Here is a 20,832-nt window from a genome sequence, read left to right as displayed (position 1 = left end):
GCAGCTTGATCCACAACCCGGGGGGCGCCACGCATGGGCGATTCGTTCGCGCATCTGCACGTACACACCGAGTACTCGATGCTCGACGGGGCGGCCCGGCTCAAGGACCTCTTCGCCGAGGCGGCGCGGCTCGGCATGCCGGCGGTGGCGATCACCGACCACGGCAACATGCACGGCGCGAACGACTTCTACAAGCAGGCCATGGACGCCGGGGTCAAACCCATCCTCGGCGTCGAGGCGTACGTCGCGCCGGAGTCGCGCTTCCACAAGGCCCGGGTCAAGTGGGGCCGCCCCGAGCAGAAGAGCGACGACGTCTCCGGCAACGGCGCGATCACCCACATGACCATGTGGGCGAAGAACCGCGACGGCCTGCAGAACCTGTTCAAGCTCAACTCGCGCGCCTCCATGGAGGGCCACTACGTGAAGTGGCCCCGGATGGACATGGAGCTGATCGCCGAGCACGCCGAGGGCATCATGGCCACCACCGGCTGCCCGTCCGGCGCGGTGCAGACCCGGCTGCGGCTCGGCCAGTTCGACGAGGCGCTCAAGGTCGCCGCCGCATACCAGGACATCTTCGGCAAGGACAACTACTTCCTGGAGATCATGGACCACGGCCTCGACATCGAGCGCCGGGTCCGCGAAGGGCTCACCGAGATCGCCCGCAAGCTCGACATCCCGCCGGTGGTCACCAACGACTCGCACTACACCCACGAGGCGCAGGCCGAGGCGCACGACGTGCTGCTCTGCGTACAGACCGGCAGCAACGTGGCCGACCCGAACCGGTTCCGCTTCGAGGGCGGCGGCTACTTCGTCAAGTCCGCCGACCAGATGCGCGCCGTCGACTCCTCCGAGCTGTGGCAGCAGGGCTGCCGCAACACGCTGCTGGTGGCCGAGAAGGTCGACCCGGCGGGCATGTTCACGTTCCACAACCTGATGCCGCGGTTCCCCATCCCCGAGGGCGAGACCGAGGAGTCCTGGTTCCGCAAGGAGACGTTCGCCGGCCTGGCGCGCCGCTTCCCGAACGGCATCCCGGAGGGCCACGTCGTCCAGGCCGAGTACGAGCTGGGCGTCATCATCCAGATGGGCTTCCCGTCGTACTTCCTCGTGGTCGCCGACTTCATCCAGTGGGCCAAGAGCCAGGGCATCGCGGTCGGACCGGGGCGTGGCTCGGCGGCCGGCTCGCTCGTGGCGTACGCGCTGGGCATCACCGACCTCGACCCGATCCCGCACGGCCTGATCTTCGAGCGGTTCCTCAATCCCGAGCGCGTCTCCATGCCGGATGTCGACATCGACTTCGACGAGCGCCGGCGCGGCGAGGTCATCAAGTACGTGACCGACAAGTGGGGCGAGGACAAGGTCGCGCAGATCGCTACGTTCGGCACGATCAAGGCGAAGGCCGCGATCAAGGACTCGGCCCGGGTGCTCGGCTTCCCGTACGCGGTCGGCGACCGGATCACCAAGGCCATGCCCCCGGCGGTGATGGGCAAGGACATCCCACTGTCCGGCATCTTCGACCCGAAGCACCCCCGCTACGCCGAGGCGGGCGAGATCCGCGGCCTCTACGAGTCCGACCCGGACGTCAAGAAGGTCATCGAGACGGCCAAGGGCATCGAGGGCCTGATCCGGCAGACCGGTGTGCACGCGGCTGGCGTCATCATGTCCGCCGAGCCGATCATCGAGCACATCCCGCTGATGCGGCGCGACTCCGACGGCGTCATCATCACGCAGTTCGACTACCCGACCTGCGAGTCGCTCGGGCTGCTGAAGATGGACTTCCTCGGCCTGCGCAACCTGACGATCATCGACGACGCGGTGAAGAACATCCAGCTCAACCACGGCCGGGAGCTGGACCTGCTCGGTCTGCCGCTGGATGACAAGGCGGCGTACGAGCTGCTGGCCCGCGGTGACACGCTCGGCGTGTTCCAGCTCGACGGCGGGCCCATGCGCTCGCTGCTGCGGCTGATGAAGCCGGACAACTTCGAGGACATCTCCGCCGTCCTGGCGCTCTACCGGCCCGGCCCGATGGGCGTGGACTCGCACACCAACTACGCGCTGCGCAAGAACGGGCTCCAGGAGATCACCCCGATCCACCCGGAGCTGGAGGAGCCGCTGCGCGAGATCCTCGCGCCCACGCACGGCCTGATCGTCTACCAGGAGCAGGTGCAGCGCGCCGCGCAGATCCTCGCCGGCTACACGCTCGGCCAGGCCGACCTGCTGCGCCGGGCGATGGGTAAGAAGAAGAAGGAGATCCTGGACAAGGAGTTCATCCCGTTCCGGGACGGCTGCCGCGAGCGCGGCTACTCCGACGAGGCCGTCCAGGCCGTGTGGGACGTGCTGGTCCCGTTCGCCGGCTACGCGTTCAACAAGGCGCACTCCGCCGCGTACGGACTGGTCTCCTACTGGACCGCCTACCTCAAGGCGCACTACCCGGCCGAGTACATGGCCGCCCTGCTCACCTCCGTCGGTGACGACAAGGACAAGATGGCGCTCTACCTCTCCGAGTGCCGCCGGATGCGCATCCAGGTGCTGCCGCCGGACGTGAACACCTCCGCCGGGCCGTTCACCCCGGTCGGCAAGGAGATCCGCTTCGGCCTCGGCGCGGTACGCAACGTCGGCGCGAACGTGGTCGCCTCGATCATGCGATGCCGCGAGGAGAAGGGCGACTACGCCGACTTCTACGACTTCCTGTCCAAGGTCGACGCCGTGGTCTGCAACAAGAAGACCATCGAATCGCTGATCAAGGCCGGGGCGTTCGACTCCCTCAAGCACCCGCGCAAGGGCCTGCTCGCGGTGCACGCCGACGCCATCGACGCGTACGCCGACGTCAAGCGCAAGGAGGCGGTCGGCCAGTACGACCTGTTCGGCGCCGGCTTCGGCGAGGCGGAGACCGGCGGCACCACCACGGTCATGCCGATCATCGGCGAGGGGGAGTGGGACAAGCGCGACAAGCTCGCGTTCGAGCGCGAGATGCTCGGCCTGTACGTCTCCGACCACCCGCTGTTCGGCCTGGAACACGTGCTCGGCGCGGCCGCCGACACCACCATCGCCGCGCTGTCCGAGGAGGGCACGGTGCCCGACGGCGCGGTGGTCACCCTGGCGGGCATCCTGTCCGGTGTGCAGCGCCGGGTCACCAAGCAGGGCCGGGCCTGGGCGTCGGCCACCCTGGAGGACCTGGCCGGCGGCGTGGAGACGTTGTTCTTCCCGAACACGTACGAGGTGATCGGGCAGTACATCGCCGAGGACGCCATCGTGGTGGTCAAGGGCCGGGTGGACCGGCGCGACGACACCCCGCGGATCATGGCGATGGACATGTCCATGCCGGACGTCACCAGCAACCCGGCGAACAAGCCGGTCACGCTGACCATCCCGGTGCACCGCTGCACGCCGCCGCTCGTGGAACGGCTCAAGGAGACGCTCGTGCTGCACCCCGGCGACACCGAGGTGCACGTCAAGCTGCTCAACGGCGGCAAGGTCACCACGCTGCGCCTCGGCCCGTTCCGGGTCGCGCCCACCACCGCGCTGATGGGTGACCTGAAGAGCGTGCTCGGCCCGGCCAACGTGAGCTGACCGGGCCGAGCGCCCCCGGCACGACGCCGGGCCGGGGGGCGTACCGCTAGACGCGGGTGATGCGGATGGCGTCGGCGATCACGTACCCGGTGCTGCCGGACCACCGGCTGACACCCACCTTGTTGGCGTCCCCGGCGGCCAGCGTGAAGGTGCCCAGCGAACGCCACGAACCGCCGTTCGCCGTCTGGTTCACCGCGACCGTCTGGTTGCCACTGGTGGTCGCCACGATGTACGGCGTGGAGGTGTTGTAGCCCGCGACGGCCGGGTACCAGACCTCCACCCGGTAGGTGGCCGTCGCCGGGATGTTCACCTTGTACCAGGCGGTGTCGCTGGCCGCGACCGGGTTGGCGTACCGGTAGTCGGCGCCGTAGCGCTGCGCCGAGTACGTCGAGGTGCTCCAGTTGGCGCTCGCGGTGAAGCGGCCGGCGGTGGTGTTGTCCACGATCGTCGACCAGGCGGTCGGCGGGGGCGTGGTGTCGCCGGTGACGAGCTGCATGTAGTAGGTCCAGTTCCAGTTCGGACCCGGGTCGGTGTGCGTGGCGCCCGGCACCTGGTTGTGCCCGATGATGTTGGTGCGGGTCTTCGGGATGCCGTACTTGTCGCACAGGAACCGGGTCAGCGCCGCCGACGACCGGTACATCGCGTCGGTGTACCAGGAGGCGTTGTCGACGTACCCCTCGTGCTCGATGCCGATCGACTGGGTGTTGTAGGTCCAGTTGCCCGCGTGCCAGGCGATGTCCTTGTCCCGCACCATCTGGGTCACCGCGCCGTCGGAGGAGCGGAGCAGGTAGTGCGCGCTGGCGCTGGCGGCGGCGTTCTGGAACCAGCTGATCGATCCGGAGTAGCTGCCCTGCATGGTGTGGATGACGATGTAGTTGATCGGGTACGCCGACTCGCGGCTGGAGGCCGTGTAGTTGGCCGAGTTGGCCGGCACCCAGGCCGCCGGGCCGTAGTCGGTGCTCAGGGTGCCGAAGTCGCCGGTGCCCAGCGGCGCCACGTCGGTGTACCGGCCCCGCTGGGGTGCGACCGGGCGGCCGTCCACACTGACCTCGCCGGTGGCGGTGGTCGCGATGAAGCCCCTGGCGAGCAGGTCGTACACGGCGTCGGCGTACAGCCGGGCGGTGGCCGGGTCTGTCGCTCCCCCGTACCGGGCGATCGGGCCGTACCACTGGTTGACGTCGTCTCGCTGCGCCGCGGTGAGGCCGGCCTCGTCGGCGTACGACCGCAGGACCGCCGCCGCGCCGGCCACGTTCGCGGCGTCCCGGGTACGCAGTTCGGCGCGGTCCAGCCGGGTCCGGCGCGCGGCCTCGTCGAGGGTCCGCACCTTCGGGTTGCTGGTCAGGTGCATCACGCCGTATCCGCCGGAGGCGCTGGGCGCGCCGCGGTGGCCGTCCAGGCGGGTTTCGGCGTACCCGAGCGCGGCGAGCAGGTCGCGCGGCACGTCGGAGCCGGCTGCGGCCCGGTCGAAGGCGGCGGCGAGCGGCTGCGCGCCGTGCTGCGGCGCTGCCTGGGCCGGCTGGCCGGTTAGGGCGATCGTGAAGATCATGGCGCCGCCGAGCAGGGTGCTCACCCGACGCGAGGGTCTCCGAATTGTCACGTCACTCCTCGTCGACTACATGGGGCGACTGTGATCACGTCGCCGGTTCGCCGCACCTTATAGCGTGACGCTCGTCGATGTCGATACCTTGCATTAGCTGAATCTTTGATGAAGAGTTCCTTCATGCGGGAGTCGCCTCCGGCGGTCGCGGGCCGCTGCGTCCCGACCCGTTCCGGGCCGCGGCGATCACCGACCCGCCTCCTCGGCCCGGCCGGCGTGAGCCGACCCCGTACCGTCGCGGTCTTGCCCCGGCGTGCCAGGGGCGGGCAGCATCGTGCGGATGCCGCCCACCGACCTGCTGCGCGTCCGTGAACTGGTGCCCGACTTCCTGGCCTGCGCCGAGCGGCGCCCGTCGCCGGAACTGTGGAGCTCCCGATACCTGGCCGGACACCCGGACGTGGTCCGGGCGCTGCGCCGCGACGGCGGCTGGTCCGACGCCGCCGGCGTGGCCGCCGCCCTGGACGGGCTCCGCGACCGAGCCGCCGGCCTCGCGGCACGCGCCGAGACGGTACGCGCCTCGCTGCCCGACGGCGTCGCGGCGGTGGCCGGCGCGCTGGGCTGGTCCGGCGACGGCGGGCCGGTCGAGTGCGTGGTGCTGGTCGGGCTGAACCGGGCGAACGGCTGGGCCGGCGAGCTGAACGGCAGGTACGCGCTGTTCCTCGCCGTGGAACAGCTCGGGCCACCGGAAGACCTCGACCTGCTGGTCCGGCACGAGGCCGCGCACGTGGTGCACGACCGCAGCGCCGCGATCCGCGACTGGCCGGAGTACGGGGTGGCGAACTCGCTGTTCACCGAGGGACTGGCCACCCAGGTCACCGCGGAACTCGACGCCGGCCGGCCGGACGAGGCGTACCTGTGGTTCGGCCGGCCCGGGTACCGGCCCTGGCTCGACGAGTGCCGCCGCCGGTGGCCGGAGATTCTGCGCCGGGTCCGCGCCGACCTCGACGCCACCGACGTCGAGCACCACGCCCCGTACTTCCTGATGCGGGACTCGCCACTGGCCGGCGACCTGCCCAAGCGCTGCGGCTACCTGGTCGGCCTGACCGCGGTACGACACCTGCGCCGACACCACACGCTGCGCGACCTGGCCACCTGGCCCCTGCCGAGGGTCCGAACCGAGATCGCCGCGGCCCTGACCGACCTCCCCCCACCAGCCTGACCCCCCCGGGGCGGGGGCCACGGGGGAGGGATTGGCGGTGCCGGGGGCGGGGTGGGGGTGGTTAGCGTCGGGGCATGGAGCTGGAACAGGCACGGAAGTTGTGGCAGCCGGAGCCCGGCTGGTTGAACACCGCCACCTACGGGCTGCCGCCCGAGCCGGTGTGGGACGCCATGGAGCGGGTGCTCGCCGACTGGCGGACCGGGCGGGTGTCGTTCGAGGCGTGGGACGAGTCGGTCGGGCGGTCCCGGGCCGCGTTCGCCCGTCTGACCGGTGTGGACGTCGCCGACGTGAGCATCGGCTCCGCCGTGTCGCAGATGGTCGCGCCGATCGCGGCGAGCCTGCCGGCCGGCGCCTCGGTGGTGGTGCCCGAGAACGAGTTCACCTCGATCCTGTTCCCCTGGCTGGTCCAGCAGGAGCGGGGCGTGCGCGTCCGCACCGTGCCGCTGGCCGGACTTGTCGACGCGATCGACGCGGGCACCGACCTGGTGGCGTTCAGCGTGGTGCAGTCCGCCGACGGCGTCGTGGCCCCGTACGACGAGATCGTCGCGGCGGCCCGGGCGCACGGCGCGTTCGTGGTGGTCGACGCCACCCAGGCGTGCGGATGGCTGCCGTTCGCGGCGGACCGCGCGGACGCGGTGGTGGTGGGGGCATACAAGTGGTTGATGTCGCCGCGCGGCTCGGCTTTCGCCTATCTGGCCCCGGCGTTGCGCGAGCGGATCCGCCCGGACGCGGCCGGGTGGTACGCCGGGAAGGACCCGCACGCCTCCTACTACGGGACGCCGCTGCGGCTGGCCGACGACGCCCGGCGCTTCGACATCTCCCCGTCCTGGCTGTGCTACGTCGGGGCCGCGCCGGCGCTGGAACTGCTCGCCGACCTCGATCCGGAGGAGGTGCGCGCGTACGACGTGGCGCTGGCCAACCGGTTCCTCGCCGGGCTGGGCCGCCCGCCGGGCGACAGCGCGATCGTCAGCGTGGACGTGCCGGACGCACAGGAGCGGCTGGCCCGCGCCGGGGTGCGCGCGGCGGTACGGGCCGGCCGGGTCCGCGCCTCGTTCCACCTCTACACGACCGAGGCGGACGTGGACCGGGCGATCGAGGCGCTGACCGGCTGACGGCTCAGGCCAGGTGGCCGCCGATCTTCGTGTATCCGCGCAGCAGGTCCCGGGAGATGATCAGCCGCTGCATCTCGTCGGTGCCCTCGAAGATCCGGTACAGCCGGACCTGCCGGTACCAGCGCTCGATCGGCAGCTCCCGGGTGTAGCCCATGCCGCCGTGGATCTGCAGCACCCGGTCCACCACCCGGTTGACCATGCCGGCGCCGTAGAGCTTGCCCATCGAGGAGGCGTGCCGGGGGTCGAGGCCCTGGTCGACCGTCCAGGCCGAGCGCAGGATCAGCCAGCGGGCCGCCTCCAGCTCGGTCTCCGAGTCGGCGATCATCCACTGGATGGCCTGGTTGGTGGCGATCGGCACGCCGAACGTCTCCCGCGTGTTGGCGTGGTCGATGGCCATCTGCAGGGCCCGCTCGGCGATGCCGATCGCGTGCGACGGGATGGTGTAGCGGCCCTTGCCGATCCACTCCATGCCGAGCGTGAAGCCCTGCCCGATCTCGCCGAGGATGTTGCGGTGCGGCACCCGTACGCCGTCGAAGATCAGCGAGGCCGGGCCACCCTCGCCCATGGTCTGGATGAACTCCGAGCGCCAGCCCATCGTGCGGTCCACCAGGAACGCTGTCGCGCCGCCGCGGCGGGCGCCCTTCTCCGGGTCGGTCACCGCGACCACGATGGCGAAGTCGGCGTCGTTGCCGTTGGTGATGAACGTCTTCTCGCCGTCGAGGACCCAGTCGTCACCGTCACGGCGGGCACGCAGCTTGATGTTCGCCGCGTCGGAGCCCGCGCCGGGCTCGGTGATGGCGAAGCAGGAGATCCGTTCCCCCTCGATGGTGGGGATCAGGAACTCCCGCTTCTGCTCCTCGGTGGCGTGGAACAGGATGTTGTCGGCCTCGCCGCCGAAGCGGAACGGCACGAAGCTGCGGCCCAGCTCGGTCCAGATCAGGGACTGCATGACCGCAGGCAGGGCCATCCCGCCGTACTCCTCCGGCGTGGCCAGCCCCCAGAAGCCGAACTTCTTCGCCTTGAGCTGGAGTTCGCGCAGCTCGGAGCGGTCCAGGCCGGGCTGGTGGGCGCGCTCGCGGCGCAGCACCTCCGCCTCCAGCGGCATCACCTCACGGGTGACGAACGTGCGAACGGTGTCCCGGATCGCGCGTTCCTCGTCGGACAGTGCGAAGTCCACGGTGCCCCCTCAGGTCGACTGGCTCTAAACTATCGCTGGAAGTTTTCCCGCGTCCAGACCCGATGTCGAAGGGTGGATGATGACCAGGTGCCCAGACCCCGGCAGGCCCTGCTCACCCGCGATCGGATCGTCGAGACCGCGCTGGCGCTGATCGACGCCGACGGGCTGGACGCGCTCTCGACCCGTCGGCTCGCCGCCGCGCTCGGCGTGCGCGGCCCCTCGCTCTACAACCACTTCGCCACCAAGGAGGAGATCCTCGACGCGGTGGCCGACGGCGTCGCGGCGACAGTCGACACCGGCGTCTTCGACGAGCACGACTGGCTCGACGCGCTCGGCCGGTGGGCGCACTCGTACCGGGCCGCGCTGGCCGCGCACCCGAACATCGTGCCGTACCTGGCGCAGGGGCCGGGCCGCCGTCCGGCCGCGCTCGCCATGGCCGACGCGGTCTACGGCGCGCTGGTCCGGGCCGGCTGGCCGCCCGCACGCGCCACCCACATCGGCGCCGCGATGCGCTACTTCGTGGCCGGGTCCGCGCTCGGCTCGTTCGCCCGCGGCTTCGTCGAGGACCCCTCGCTCTACGCCGCGCACCCGCACCTCAACCAGGCCCACCGGCTCGCCGGCCACCAGCGCAGCGTCGACGAGGGCGCGTTCGCGCTCGGCCTGGACGCGCTACTGCACGGGCTCGCCGCCGAGTACGCGGCCACCGTCGCCCCGCTGGAACGGGTCGGCGGTCCGGAGTAGCGTCGAAACTCCCACCGCTAGTTTCCGCCGCCCCCCGAAGGACGCCATGGATCTCGCCGCCGCCCCGCCCGCACTGCTGACGCGCCGCCACCTGCACATCGCCGGTGACTGGGTCGACCCGACCTCGGGCGACACCATCCCGGTGGAGAACCCGGCCACCGCGAGCACAGTCGGCGAGGTGCCCGCCGGCGCACCGGCCGACGTGGACCGCGCCGTCGCCGCCGCCCGCGCCGCGTTCCCCGGCTGGGCCGCCACCGCGCCCGCGCAGCGGGCCGCGCACCTCGACCGGCTGCACACCACGCTCGCCGCCCGCGCCGACGAGATCGCCCGCACGGTGGCGACCGAGCTGGGCACCCCGCTCAAGCTCGCCACCCGCGTCCAGGCGGGCCTGCCGCTGACGGTGCTGCGGAGCATGGTCGACCTGGCCGCCCGCCCGGCCGCCGAACACTCGGTCGGCAACTCGCTCGTGGTCCGGGAGCCGGTCGGCGTGGTCGGCGCGATCACCCCGTGGAACTACCCGCTGCACCAGGTGGTCGCGAAGGTCGCGCCCGCGCTCGCCGCCGGGTGCACAGTGGTGCTCAAGCCCAGCGAGCTGACGCCGCTCACCGCGTACCTGCTCTTCGACGCGATCACCGACGCCGGCCTGCCGCCGGGCGTGGTGAACCTGGTGCCGGGCACCGGCCCGGTCGTCGGCGAGGCGCTCGCCGCGCACCCCGACGTCGACCTCGTCTCGTTCACCGGCTCCACCGCCACCGGCCGGCGCATCGCCCACCTGGCAGCCGAGCGGCTCGCCCGGGTGTCGCTGGAACTCGGCGGCAAGTCGGCGAACGTCATCCTCGCCGACGCCGACCTGCCCACCGCGGTCAAGGTCGGCGTCGGCAACGCGCTGCTGAACTCCGGGCAGACCTGCACCGCGTGGACCCGGATGCTCGTGCACCGCGACCGCTACGCCGAGGCGCTGGACCTGGTCGCGGCGGCGGTGGCCGGCTACCGGCTCGGCGACCCCTTCGACCCGGCGACCCGGCTCGGCCCGCTGGCCTCCGCCGCGCAGGCCCAGCGGGTACGCGACCACGTGGACCGGGCGCTCGCCGACGGCGCCCGGCTCGTCGCCGGTGGCCCGGACGCGCCGCTGCCGCCGCAGGGGCACTTCGTCGCGCCCACCGTCTTCGCCGACGTGCACCCGGACAGCGCGCTGGCCCAGGAGGAGGTCTTCGGGCCGGTGCTCGCGGTGATCCCGTTCGCCGACACCGACGAGGCGGTCGCCATCGCCAACAACTCCCGGTACGGGCTGGCCGGCGCGGTCTGGTCCGCCGACTCCGACGCGGCGCTGGCGGTGGCCCGGCGGATGCGTACCGGCCAGGTGGACGTCAACGGCGGCGCGTTCAACCCGCTCGCCCCGTTCGGCGGCTACAAGCAGTCCGGCCTCGGCCGGGAACTCGGCGCGTACGGCGTGGAGGAGTTCACCGAGCTGAAGGCGATCCAGCGGTGAAGGCGCTCGTGGTACGCGGCCGGGGCGCCACCCCGGCGGTCGAGGAGGTACGCCTGCCCGCGCCCGGCCCCGGCGAGCTGCGGGTACGCATCCGCGCCGCCGGCATCTGCCACTCCGACCTGGCCATGGTGGACGGCACGCTGGCGCCCGCGTACCCGCTGGTGCTGGGGCACGAGGCGACGGGCGTGGTGGCCGAGGCCGGGCCGGGCACGACACTGGCGGTCGGCACGCCGGTGGTGCTCAACTGGGCGCCCGCCTGCCGGGAGTGCTGGCACTGCCGGCACGGCGAACCGTGGCTCTGCGCGGCCAACCCCAACCCGTCCACGCCCCGCGGCGAGACGGCCGCCGGTGAGCCCCTTCAGGTCACGCTCGGGCTCGGCGCGCTCGCCGAGGAGGTGGTGGTGCCGCAGCGCGCCGCCGTACCGGTGCCGGCCGGGCTGCCGCCGGAGCAGGCCGCGGTGCTGGGCTGCGCGGTGCTCACCGGCGTCGGCGCGGTCCGCAACACCGCACGGGTCGCGGCCGGCGAGTCGGTGGCGGTGATCGGGCTCGGCGGGGTGGGGCTGGCCGTGCTGACCGCCGCGCGGCGGGCCGGCGCGGCGCCGATCCTCGCCGTGGACGTCGTCGAGGCCAAGCGGGAGCTGGCGCTCGCCGCCGGGGCCACCGACTTCCTGCGCTCGGACGACCGGCTGGGCAAGGAGATCCGGGCCCGCACCGACGGGCGCGGCGTGGACCACGCGTTCGAGTGCGTCGGCCGGTCCGCCACCATCCGCGCCGCCTGGCGGGCGACGCGGCGCGGGGGAGCGGTCACAGTGGTCGGCATGGGCGGCAAGGACGACCTGCTCAGCCTCTCCGCGCTGGACATCTTCCACTCCGCGCGCACGCTGCGCTCCTCGGTGTACGGCTCGACCGACCCGGACCGGGAGGTGCCGGAGCTGGCCGCCGCGCTCGCCGCCGGTGACCTGGACCTGGCGCCGCTGGTGAGCGGCACGGTGCCGCTGTCCGAGGCGCCCGCGGCGCTGGACCGGCTGGCCCGCGGCGAGGGCGCCCGCTGGGTGGTCACCTTCCCGGACTGACCCGGCTCCGGCCGGATTCGCGGCCCGCGCATCCGGATCGGGCGGTGCGAGCGAACCCCTGGGCAGGAGAGCGACCCGGGGGTGCGTCCGTTGCTGACCGAGAACATGCCGGCCGGGGCCGCCGAGACGGCCCGCAAACGGCTGACCGCCGCCGCCGAGGACCTGGACGACAACCGGGTCGCCGGGCTGGTGCTCGACCTGGCCGCGCAGGCCGGGGTGGTGCCGGCCTGGGAGCAGGTCTGCGTGCCGCTGCTGGGCACGCTGCGCGGCGACAGCGCCGCCGAGATCGCCGTCGAGCACGCGCTGTCCGAGGGGGTACGCGTCGGTCTGGACGTGTTCGGCAGTGACCCGTCCCGGCCGCTGCCCGCCCCGGGCGTGTTGATGGCCGGCGCCGAGCACGAGACGCACTGCCTCGGACTGCACGCGCTCGCCGCGTCGCTGCGCGAGCGTGGCCGGGGCGCGTTGCACCTCGGTTCGGCGCTGCCCTGGTCCGCGTTGGCCGGCGCCGTGGCCCGGGTCCGCCCGCGGGCGGTGGTGGTCTGGTCGCAGACGCCGCTGACCGGCCGCGCGTACCGCCTCGTCCGCCTGCGCCGGGACCTGCCCGGGGTGCGCGTGCTCGCCGCAGGTCCGGGGTGGATAGAGCCGTTCCCGCCCTCCTCGGGCGTCCCGCGGCGCCTCACCACGCTCGGCGAGGCGACGTCGGCCTGCCTGACCGCGTGACCCGCGTCACATCCAATACGAACCGGTTCCGTATCGAAATCCGCTCACCTACGCTCGGCGTCATTACGAGTCTGACCCGTATCGTATTCCGGCGCGGGAAAACCGGGGGGAGAACGGCAGTGGAACCGCACGAGAACACCGGACACCCGAGGAGGTGGGCGATCCTCGGGGTGCTGGTGATCAGCCTCCTCGTGGTCGTCCTCGACAGCACCATCCTCAACGTCGCGCTGCGCACCCTGGCCGACCCGGTGCGCGGCCTCGGCGCCACGCAGGGCGAGCTGGAGTGGGCGATCAACTCCTACACGCTGGTCTTCGCCGGCCTGCTGTTCACCTTCGGCGTGCTCGGTGACCGGTTCGGCCGCCGCCGCTTCCTGATCATCGGGCTGGTGCTGTTCGGCCTGTCCTCGCTGCTGTCCGCGTACGCGCAGGACCCGGGGCAGCTCATCGCGGCCCGCGCGCTGATGGGCGTCGGCGGCGCCGCCATCATGCCGGTGACCCTCTCGATCATCTCCAACGTCTTCGACCCGCGCGAGCGCGCCAAGGCGATCGGCGTCTGGGCCGGCGCCGTCGGCCTCGCCGTGGCGATCGGCCCGGTGCTCGGCGGCGCGCTGCTGGAGCACTTCTGGTGGGGCTCGGTCTTTCTGATCAACGTGCCGGTGGTGGCGCTCGGCGTGGTCCTCGTCGCGGCCCTGGTCCCCGAGTCCCGCGACCCGAAGCCCGGCCGGGTCGACCTGCTCGGCGTGCTGCTGTCGGTGGTCGGCCTGGTCGCCCTCACCTACGGCATCATCGACGGCGGCGAGCACGGCTTCGGCCGCCCGCAGGTGTGGATCGCGGTGCTCGGCGGCCTCGCGGTGCTCGGCTGGTTCGTCGCCCACGAGCTGCGCAGCGACCACCCGTCGCTGGACGTACGGCTGTTCCGGGTGCCCCGGTTCGCGGCCCCGGTGGCCCTGGTCGGACTGGTCTTCTTCGCCGCCATGGGCGTGCTCTTCTTCGGCGCGTTCTACCTCCAGCTCGTGCGCGGCTACAGCCCGCTGGAGAGCGGCCTGCTGTTCCTGCCGTTCGCCGCGGCCCAGCTCGTCTTCGCGCCGCGTAGCGCGGCGATGGTCCGCCGCTACGGCGGCCGGGCCGTCGCGTCGGCCGGGCTGCTGCTGACCACCGTGGCGCTGGGCGCATTCGTCTTCATCGACGCGGACACCCCGATCTGGATCTTCTCGGCGCTGGGCTTCCTCCAGGGCGCCGGGATGGCCAACATCATGCCGCCGGCCACCGAGTCGATCATGTCGTCGCTGCCCCGGGAGAAGGCCGGTGTCGGTTCCGCGGTGAGCAACACCGTGCGCCAGGTGGCCGGCGCGCTCGGCGTGGCGGTGCTCGGCTCGGTGCTCTCCGCCGTCTACCGCGACCAGATCAGCCCGGTGGTGGCCACGCTGCCCGCCCCCGTGCGCGACGCGGCCCGCGAGTCGGTGTCCGGGGCGTACGCGGTCGCCGGCCGGCTTGGCCCCGACGCGCCGCGACTGATCGACGCGGCCAACGACTCGTTCGTCTCGGCCATGCACTGGGCCGCCGGCGCCTCTGCGGTGGTGGCCGCGCTCGGCATCGTGATCGTGCTGCGCTGGATGCCGGGCCGGCCGGTCACCACCCCCGGCGCGACGCCCGTCACCGACCGGGAGTTGGCCGGTACCGCGTAGGTTCGTGGACAATGTCTGACATGACTTCCACGGCGGATGCTCCGCGGTCGCCCGGGCGACCGCGGAGCATCCGCGCGGACGAGGCGATCGTGGAAGCGGCCCTCGACCTGCTGGCCGAGGGCAGCACCATCGAGTCGCTGTCCATCGAGGCGATCGCGAACCGCGCCGGAGTCGGCAAGGCCACCATCTACCGCCGCTGGCCGGGCAAGGACGCGCTGCTGCTGGACGCGTTGCGCACGCTCAAGGGGCCCGCGCCCCGCACCGCCGGGCGTTCCGTCCGCGACGACCTGTTGCTGCTCGTCGGCGCGGTCGGCCAGCACGCCGACCCCCGCGTCCGCAAGATCATGCCCTGTCTGGTGCCGGAGGTGAACCGCAGCTCGGCCCACCGGCAGGCGTACGAGGCGATCATCGAGCCCCGGCGCGAGGCATTGCGCGAGGTGCTGCGCCGCGCCGTCGACCGGGGTGAGCTGCGCGCCGACCTGGACATCGAGGTGGCCATGGCGTTGCTCACCGCGCCGATGCTCATGCAGCGGATGCTGCACTGGCACGCCGAGGACGAGCGGCTGCTGCCCGAACGGATCGTGGACGCGGTCCTGGACGGCCTGCGCTCCCGCTGACCCCGCGGCCGCGCCCGCCCGCTCAGCGGCCGGGCGTGCGCAGCCGGTGCAGGCGCAGCGCGAGCTGCACCTCCAGCGCCCGCTCCGGGCGCTGCCAGTCCGCGCCGAGCAGATACCCGACCCGTTCCAGCCGCTGGGTGACCGTGTTCACGTGCACGTGCAGCTGTTCGGCCGCCCGGGCCAGGCTGCCGCCCACCCCGAAGTACGCCTCCAGCGTCTTCACCAGCGCGGTGCCCCGCCGGGCGTCGTAGTCCAGCACCGGCCCCACGGTCGTGGCGAGGAACCGGGCCACGTCCCGGTCCCCGGCGTCGCCGACCGCGCCCAGCAGCAGCCCGACGAAGCCCAGCTCGGCGGTGCTCGCCCCCTGCCCGGCCCGGCCCAGCGCACCCAGCGCGGACAGGCAGCGCTCCGCCTCGGCGAACGTGACGGCCAGCGACGCCGGGCCGGTCGACGGGCCGCTCGCCCCGGCGGTCACCGGGCGGCCGGTCACCCGGGACAGGTCCCGGGCCACCGCGCGGGCCGCGCCGCCGGCGTCGTGGCCGGGCAGCATCAGCACCACCCGCCCGTCCCGCGCGGCGGCCAGGCCACCCCGGGTCGAGGCGTACGTGGTGGCCCAGGACAGCACCCGCTGCCGGGCCGAGCCGGTCTCGGCGAACGCGTCGTCGCCGACCGCCACCAGCACGTGCGGGGCGTCCAGGTCGACCCCGATCCGGCGGGCCCGGGCGCGCAACGCGTCGGCGTCGCGCAGCGGCCGGGCGATCAGGTCGTCCAGCAGCTCACCGCGAACCCGCCCCTCCGCCTCGGCCACGGTCCGGCGGAACAGCAGCAGCAACGCTGTCACCAGCGCGGCCCGCTCCAGGATCCGCTGGTCGGCGTCGACCAACTCGTCGTCCGGGCGCAGCACCAGCGCGCCCAGGTTCTCCGTGCCGGCCACCACCGCGGCGTACCAGAGCGGGCCCCGGCGCACACTGCGCCCCTCGGTACGGGACGCGGCGACCGCCTCCACGATGTCCGCCCGGTCCGGCTCCTCGATCTCGCCGACCCGGGCCAGCCGCCGGCCCTCGGCGTCCAGCGCCAGCAGCGCGCCGCCGAGCACCTCGGTGACCGCCGCCGCGACGTCCTCCATCCCGCCGCCGCGTACCACGAGCGCGGTCATCCGGTCGTGCGCCGCGGCGGCGCGCTCCACCGAGCTGCTGTGCGCCCGGATGGTGCTGTTCGCCGCGGACAGCTCTGCCAGCGCCGCGCGGGTCTCGGCGAGCAGCCGCGCCGTGTCGATCGCCACCGCCGCGTGCGCCGCCAGCGACACCAGCAGCGACACCTCCTCGCGGGCGAACGGCCGGGCCGAGCGGTTCGCCGCGTACAGCACGCCGATCACGCTGGACCCGAGCCGCAGCGGCACGCCGAGGATGGCCACCAGACCCTCCTCACCCACCCCGCCGTCGATCTCCCCGGTGTGCCGGAACCGCTCGTCCTCCTGGTAGTTCGAGGTCACGTACGGGGTGCCGGTCTGCGCGACCAGCCCGCCCAGGCCGTCGCCCAGCTCCAGCCGCAGCCGCTGGAACCGGGCCGAGATCGAGCCGTCGGTGACCCGCATGTACGTGTCGCCGCGCTCGTCGTCGTTGAGCGTCATGTACGCCACGTCGGTGCCGAGCAGGATCCGCGCCCGGTGCACGATCGCGCGCAGCACGTCGTCCAGGTCGCGCAGGCCGGCCAGGTCGCTCGCGGTGTCGTACAGGCCGGACAGCTCGGTCTCCCGGCGGCGGCGCCGGGCCAGCAGGGCCCGTACCCGCAGCGCCACCACCTTCGCCTGCTCCAGCTCGGCCAGCCGATCGGCGGGCAGGCCGGCGGCGCGCGCGGCCACCAGCGGGCCCTCGAACTCGACGGCCGCGGCCTCGCGCGCGAGCAGCTCCAGGAACTCGACCGGCGACGACATGACCGACATTGTGCGCGGGGCCACTAGTTCGCCGTCCAGCCCCCGTCGAGGGCGATCGAGGCGCCGGTGAGGAACGCGGCGGGCGGGGAGCACAGGTACGCCACCAGCTCGGCCACCTCCGCCGGCTCGATCAGCCGCTTGATCGCCGCCCGGGCCAGCATGATCTTCTCGACCACCTCGTCCTCGCCGATGCCGTGGGTGGCGGCCTGGTCGGCGATCTGGCTCTCCACCAGCGCGGTGCGCACGTACGCCGGGTTGATGCAGTTGGCGGTGACGCCGTGCGCGGCGCCCTCCAGCGCGACCACCTTGGACAGGCCCTCCAGCGCGTGCTTGGCCGAGACGTACGCGGCCTTGAACGGCGAGGCGCGCAGCCCGTGCACCGAGGAGATGTTGACGATCCGGCCCCAGCCGTTCGCGTACATCCGCGGCAGCGCGCGGCGGATCAGCAGGAACGGCGCCTCCACCATCACCCGCTGGATGTACTCGAAGCGCTCGACCGGGAAGTCCTGCACCGGCGCGACGTGCTGCAGCCCGGCGTTGTTGACCACGATGTCGGCGTCGACGTCGAGCCGGTCCACCGCCACCGGGTCGGCCAGGTCGATCCCCACGGCCCGGCCGCCGGCCTCGGCGGCCACCGCCTCGGCCGTCGCCACGTCGCGGTCCAGCACCACCACCGTCGCGCCGGCCGCCGCCAGGCGCAGGGCACAGGCCCGGCCGATGCCGCCGCCACCACCTGTGACCAGCGCGGTGCGACCGGTCAGGTCGACGTGTACGACGTGGGGGACCGCCACTGGTTCTGCCGTCATGGCGCATGAACGTACGAGCCGGGTGACCGCTGGCACATGGGGCGGCGACACATACTCCGCCGCCCGCGTGTGTGGTGCGGCGGCTCTTCCCGTAGCCGATGGAGACGCAACCGCTGTCCGGCCCACCGAACACGATCATGTTGACCGTGACCGTCCGGTTGCAGTAGTTGTTGGCCGCGTAGATGTGCACGCCCGCCGGTCGTATGCCACATGACAGGCATTCCGGTCTGACTCACTGCGGCGTGGGCGTAGCAAGTGCGTGTCTGCTGGCCGTTCGCGGTCCGACCAGTAAGGTGTCGAACACACGTACTGCTGACGGCTGGGAGGAGGAGGCGTGCGCGTGCTGGGCGTCGACCCGGGGCTGACCCGGTGCGGGGTCGGCGTGGTCGAGGGCGTGCCGGGCCGTCCTTGCACGCTCGTGGCCTACTACGTGGTCTACACCGACCCGGAGGACGATCTCGCGCTGCGCCTGCTGCACCTGGACCGCTCGCTCACCGAGCTGGTCGCCGAGCACCGGCCGGACGCGGTAGCTGTGGAGCGTGTGTTCAGCCAGCACAACGTCCGCACCGTGATGGGCACCGCGCAGGCCAGCGGCGTGGCCGTGCTCGCCGGGGCCCGGGCCGGGCTGCCGGTGACGACGTACACGCCGAGCGAGGTCAAGGCCGCGGTGACCGGCTCGGGGCAGGCGGACAAGAAACAGATGACCGCCATGGTGACCCGGCTGCTGCGGCTGCCCGAGCCGCCGAAGCCGGCCGACGCCGCCGACGCGCTGGCGCTGGCCATCTGTCACGTGTGGCGCGGGGGCACCCGGTCCAAGCTGGCCGCCGCCGCGCAGCAGGCTCGACGAGGAGGGACGCGATGATCGCGAGCGTACGCGGCACGGTGACCGCCACCGGCCCGGATCACGCGGTGGTGGAGGTGGGCGGCATCGGCCTGGCCGTGCAGTGCGCCCCGGGCACGCTCGCCGAACTGCGCGTGGGCCAGCCCGCCCGGCTGGCCACCAGCCTGGTGGTCCGGGAGGACTCGCTCACCCTCTACGGCTTCGCCGACGACGACGCCAAGCAGTTGTTCGAGCTGCTCCAGACCGCCAGCGGGGTCGGTCCCCGGCTGGCCCAGGCGGTGCTCGCCGTGCACACGCCGGACGCGGTCCGCAAGGCCATCGCCAACGCCGACACCGCGGCGCTGACCCGGGTGCCGGGCATCGGCAAGAAGGGCGCCGAGCGGCTGGTGCTGGAGCTGCGCGACCGGGTCGGCCCGGTGCCGGTGGGCGCCGACGGCGCGGCCGGGGTGACCGCGGGCGCCTGGCCGGAGCAGGTGCGCCAGGCGCTGGTCGGGCTCGGCTGGAGCGCAGCCCAGGCCGAGCAGGCGGTGGCCGCGGTGGCGGAGACCGTCGACGGCGAGACGCCGCCGGTCCCGGTGCTGCTCAAGCAGGCCATCCGCCTCCTGGGCCGGACCCGATGACGGCCACGCGGCGGCGAACGAGGGTCGGCGGATGAGCAACGACAACCTGGTCTCGGCGTACGTCGACGACACCGAGCGGGACGCGGAGGCGAGCGTCCGCCCGAAGCGGCTCGACGAGTTCATCGCCCAGCACCGGGTCCGCGACCAGCTCGACCTGCTGTTGCAGGGCGCGATGCGGCGCGGCTCCCCGCCCGACCACATCCTGCTGTCCGGGCCGCCCGGCCTCGGCAAGACCACCCTGGCCAACATCGTCGCCGCCGAGCTGGGCGCCGGGATCCGGGTGACCAGCGGCCCGGCCATCGAGCGCTCCGGTGACCTGGCCGCGATCCTGACCAGCCTCGCCGAGGGCGACGTGCTGTTCATCGACGAGATTCACCGGATCGCCAAGCCGGCCGAGGAGCTGCTCTACAGCGCCATGGAGGACTTCCGGGTCGACGTGGTGGTGGGCAAGGGGCCGGGCGCGACCGCCATCCCACTGGACGTGGAGCCGTTCACGCTGGTCGGCGCCACCACCCGCTCCGGCCTGCTGACCGGCCCGATGCGCGACCGGTTCGGCTTCGTCGCGCACCTGGACTTCTACGCGCCGGCCGACCTGGAGGCGCTGCTGCACCGGTCGGCCCGGATCCTCGGTGTGCCGATCCGGGCCGAGGGGGCGGCGGAGATCGCCGGGCGGTCCCGGGGCACCCCGCGCATCGCCAACCGGCTGCTGCGCCGGGTCCGCGACTACGCCGAGGTGCGCGCCGACGGTGTGGTCACCTTGGAGACGGCCCAGGCCGCGCTGACCGTCTACGACGTGGACGCGCTCGGCCTGGACCGGCTCGACCGGGCGGTGCTGAGCGCGCTTGTCGACTCGTTCCGGGGCGGCCCGGTGGGCCTGTCCACGCTCGCCGTGGCGGTGGGCGAGCAGCCGGACACGGTCGAGGAGGTCTGCGAGCCGTTCCTGGTCCGGGCCGGGCTGCTGGCCCGTACCCCGCGCGGCCGGGTGGCGACCGAGGCCGCCTGGCGCCATCTGGGCCGTACGCCCCCGAATGGTACATTTGGGATGGATGCCCCTCCGGGGCCCGATCTGTTCTCGGCGCAGACCGACCAGCCGTGATCCGTTCGTGATCTGTGCCGCATTCGGTCTTCTCAGGAGCAGGGACTAGACTTCGCCGCGTTTGTACAGGACGTGAGAATTCGCTTCCGCTGCGGTGCCCTACGGCGCCGGGGCGGACGCCAACCGGAAGGTCTACACCGTGCTTTACGCAGCAGCGAGTGGCGGAGGGGCCGGCGGTCTGACGCCGATCCTCATGATCGCTCTGCTCTTCGTCGTCATGTACTTCATGATGATCCGTCCGCAGCAGAAGCGCCGCCGCGAGGCCGAGCAGATGCAGTCCGCCCTCGCCCCGGGCGACGAGGTGGTCACCATCGGCGGCCTGCACGGCACGGTCACCGCGGTCGAGGACGAGACGGTCCTGCTTGAGGTCGCGCCCGGCGTGCAGACCCGGTACGCCCGCCCCGCCGTCGCGCGGGTGATCAAGCGCGCCGAGGCTCCGGCGGAGGAGACGATCAGCGAGGACGCCGAGCCGGTCAAGGAGTGACCACCCGCCCCGGACGGGGCAGCGGATTCATCCGTACAAGTGGATAGTTGGGGTCGGCGCGCGACGCCGGCATCCGGCCGGGCCGTGCGGCGCCCCCACGCCGCGCACCAGCCGG

Annotated in this window: 17 protein-coding genes; 13 read left to right on the top strand and 4 right to left on the bottom strand. The window is 73.0% G+C overall.

All coding sequences use genetic code 11. The features are described from left to right. Positions 1-33 precede the first annotated feature (33 nt). Positions 34-3,567, top strand: a complete 3,534-nt coding sequence (gene dnaE / locus ACFYO8_RS07520; RefSeq protein ID WP_354867023.1) for a DNA polymerase III subunit alpha — start codon at positions 34-36, stop codon at positions 3,565-3,567. A gap of 46 nt (positions 3,568-3,613) precedes the next feature. On the opposite strand, the gene ACFYO8_RS07515 is transcribed toward dnaE, so the two are convergent. Further along, positions 3,614-4,564, bottom strand: a complete 951-nt coding sequence (locus ACFYO8_RS07515; RefSeq protein ID WP_387187916.1) for an N-acetylmuramoyl-L-alanine amidase — start codon at positions 4,562-4,564, stop codon at positions 3,614-3,616. Positions 4,565-5,444: 880 nt separating this feature from the next. Here ACFYO8_RS07515 and ACFYO8_RS07510 point away from each other — a divergent pair. Then, complete coding sequence (locus ACFYO8_RS07510) at positions 5,445-6,323, top strand: DUF2268 domain-containing putative Zn-dependent protease (protein WP_354867019.1); 879 nt, start codon at positions 5,445-5,447, stop codon at positions 6,321-6,323. A gap of 74 nt (positions 6,324-6,397) precedes the next feature. Further along, the gene (locus ACFYO8_RS07505) at positions 6,398-7,435 is read left to right on the top strand and encodes an aminotransferase class V-fold PLP-dependent enzyme (RefSeq protein ID WP_354867017.1); all 1,038 of its coding nucleotides are present in this window, start codon (positions 6,398-6,400) and stop codon (positions 7,433-7,435) included. Positions 7,436-7,439: 4 nt separating this feature from the next. Here the strand turns inward: ACFYO8_RS07505 and ACFYO8_RS07500 are convergent, their stop codons facing one another. Continuing rightward, positions 7,440-8,612 carry an acyl-CoA dehydrogenase family protein gene (locus tag ACFYO8_RS07500; protein WP_354867015.1) on the bottom strand — a complete coding sequence of 391 codons (1,173 nt, stop codon included), beginning with the start codon at positions 8,610-8,612 and terminating at the stop codon, positions 7,440-7,442. A gap of 87 nt (positions 8,613-8,699) precedes the next feature. Here ACFYO8_RS07500 and ACFYO8_RS07495 point away from each other — a divergent pair, with 87 nt between their 5' ends. From ACFYO8_RS07495 to ACFYO8_RS07470, 6 genes are all read left to right on the top strand, one after another. Then, positions 8,700-9,353, top strand: coding sequence for a TetR/AcrR family transcriptional regulator C-terminal domain-containing protein (locus ACFYO8_RS07495; RefSeq protein ID WP_354867014.1), 654 nt, complete (start codon positions 8,700-8,702; stop codon positions 9,351-9,353). Positions 9,354-9,399: 46 nt separating this feature from the next. Continuing rightward, positions 9,400-10,842, top strand: coding sequence for an aldehyde dehydrogenase family protein (locus ACFYO8_RS07490; RefSeq protein ID WP_354867012.1), 1,443 nt, complete (start codon positions 9,400-9,402; stop codon positions 10,840-10,842). Continuing rightward, positions 10,839-11,915, top strand: a complete 1,077-nt coding sequence (locus ACFYO8_RS07485) for an alcohol dehydrogenase catalytic domain-containing protein (protein WP_354867010.1) — start codon at positions 10,839-10,841, stop codon at positions 11,913-11,915. Before ACFYO8_RS07490 ends, ACFYO8_RS07485 begins: the two co-directional genes overlap by 4 nt. A gap of 81 nt (positions 11,916-11,996) precedes the next feature. After that, positions 11,997-12,635, top strand: coding sequence for a transcriptional regulator (locus tag ACFYO8_RS07480; RefSeq protein WP_354867008.1), 639 nt, complete (start codon positions 11,997-11,999; stop codon positions 12,633-12,635). A 119-nt stretch (positions 12,636-12,754) separates the two neighbouring features. Beyond that, positions 12,755-14,320 carry an MFS transporter gene (locus ACFYO8_RS07475; protein ID WP_354867006.1) on the top strand — a complete coding sequence of 522 codons (1,566 nt, stop codon included), beginning with the start codon at positions 12,755-12,757 and terminating at the stop codon, positions 14,318-14,320. Between the two features lie 11 nt (positions 14,321-14,331). Further along, the gene (locus tag ACFYO8_RS07470) at positions 14,332-14,937 is read left to right on the top strand and encodes a TetR/AcrR family transcriptional regulator (protein WP_354867004.1); all 606 of its coding nucleotides are present in this window, start codon (positions 14,332-14,334) and stop codon (positions 14,935-14,937) included. A gap of 22 nt (positions 14,938-14,959) precedes the next feature. Here the strand turns inward: ACFYO8_RS07470 and ACFYO8_RS07465 are convergent, their stop codons facing one another. Together ACFYO8_RS07465 and ACFYO8_RS07460 are read right to left on the bottom strand one after the other, a co-directional pair. After that, on the bottom strand, positions 14,960-16,879 hold the full coding sequence (locus ACFYO8_RS07465) for a helix-turn-helix domain-containing protein (protein ID WP_354867610.1): 1,920 nt from the start codon (positions 16,877-16,879) through the stop codon (positions 14,960-14,962). A 14-nt stretch (positions 16,880-16,893) separates the two neighbouring features. Further along, a complete protein-coding gene (locus ACFYO8_RS07460; RefSeq protein ID WP_354867002.1) occupies positions 16,894-17,676 on the bottom strand; it encodes a 3-hydroxybutyrate dehydrogenase in 783 nt (260 codons plus the stop codon). Positions 17,677-18,010: 334 nt separating this feature from the next. Between ACFYO8_RS07460 and ruvC the strand changes: the two genes are divergently transcribed. From ruvC to yajC, 4 genes are all read left to right on the top strand, one after another. Then, positions 18,011-18,538, top strand: coding sequence for a crossover junction endodeoxyribonuclease RuvC (gene ruvC / locus ACFYO8_RS07455; RefSeq protein ID WP_354867000.1), 528 nt, complete (start codon positions 18,011-18,013; stop codon positions 18,536-18,538). After that, positions 18,535-19,137: a Holliday junction branch migration protein RuvA gene (gene ruvA, locus ACFYO8_RS07450; protein ID WP_354866998.1), complete on the top strand. Its 603-nt coding sequence runs from the start codon at positions 18,535-18,537 to the stop codon at positions 19,135-19,137. The genes ruvC and ruvA overlap by 4 nt, the downstream gene beginning before the upstream one ends. A gap of 31 nt (positions 19,138-19,168) precedes the next feature. Beyond that, positions 19,169-20,233, top strand: a complete 1,065-nt coding sequence (gene ruvB, locus ACFYO8_RS07445) for a Holliday junction branch migration DNA helicase RuvB (RefSeq protein WP_354866996.1) — start codon at positions 19,169-19,171, stop codon at positions 20,231-20,233. Between the two features lie 139 nt (positions 20,234-20,372). Further along, entirely contained in the window at positions 20,373-20,717 is a 345-nt protein-coding gene (yajC, locus tag ACFYO8_RS07440) for a preprotein translocase subunit YajC (RefSeq protein ID WP_354866994.1), read from the top strand. Positions 20,718-20,832 lie beyond the last annotated feature (115 nt).

Origin of the sequence: Micromonospora sp. NPDC005257 (assembly GCF_042872445.1) — a bacterium.
Classification (GTDB): Bacteria; Actinomycetota; Actinomycetes; order Mycobacteriales; family Micromonosporaceae; genus Micromonospora.
Note: the sequence above shows the minus strand (reverse complement) of the source record. Positions and strands in the feature narration are given on the sequence as shown.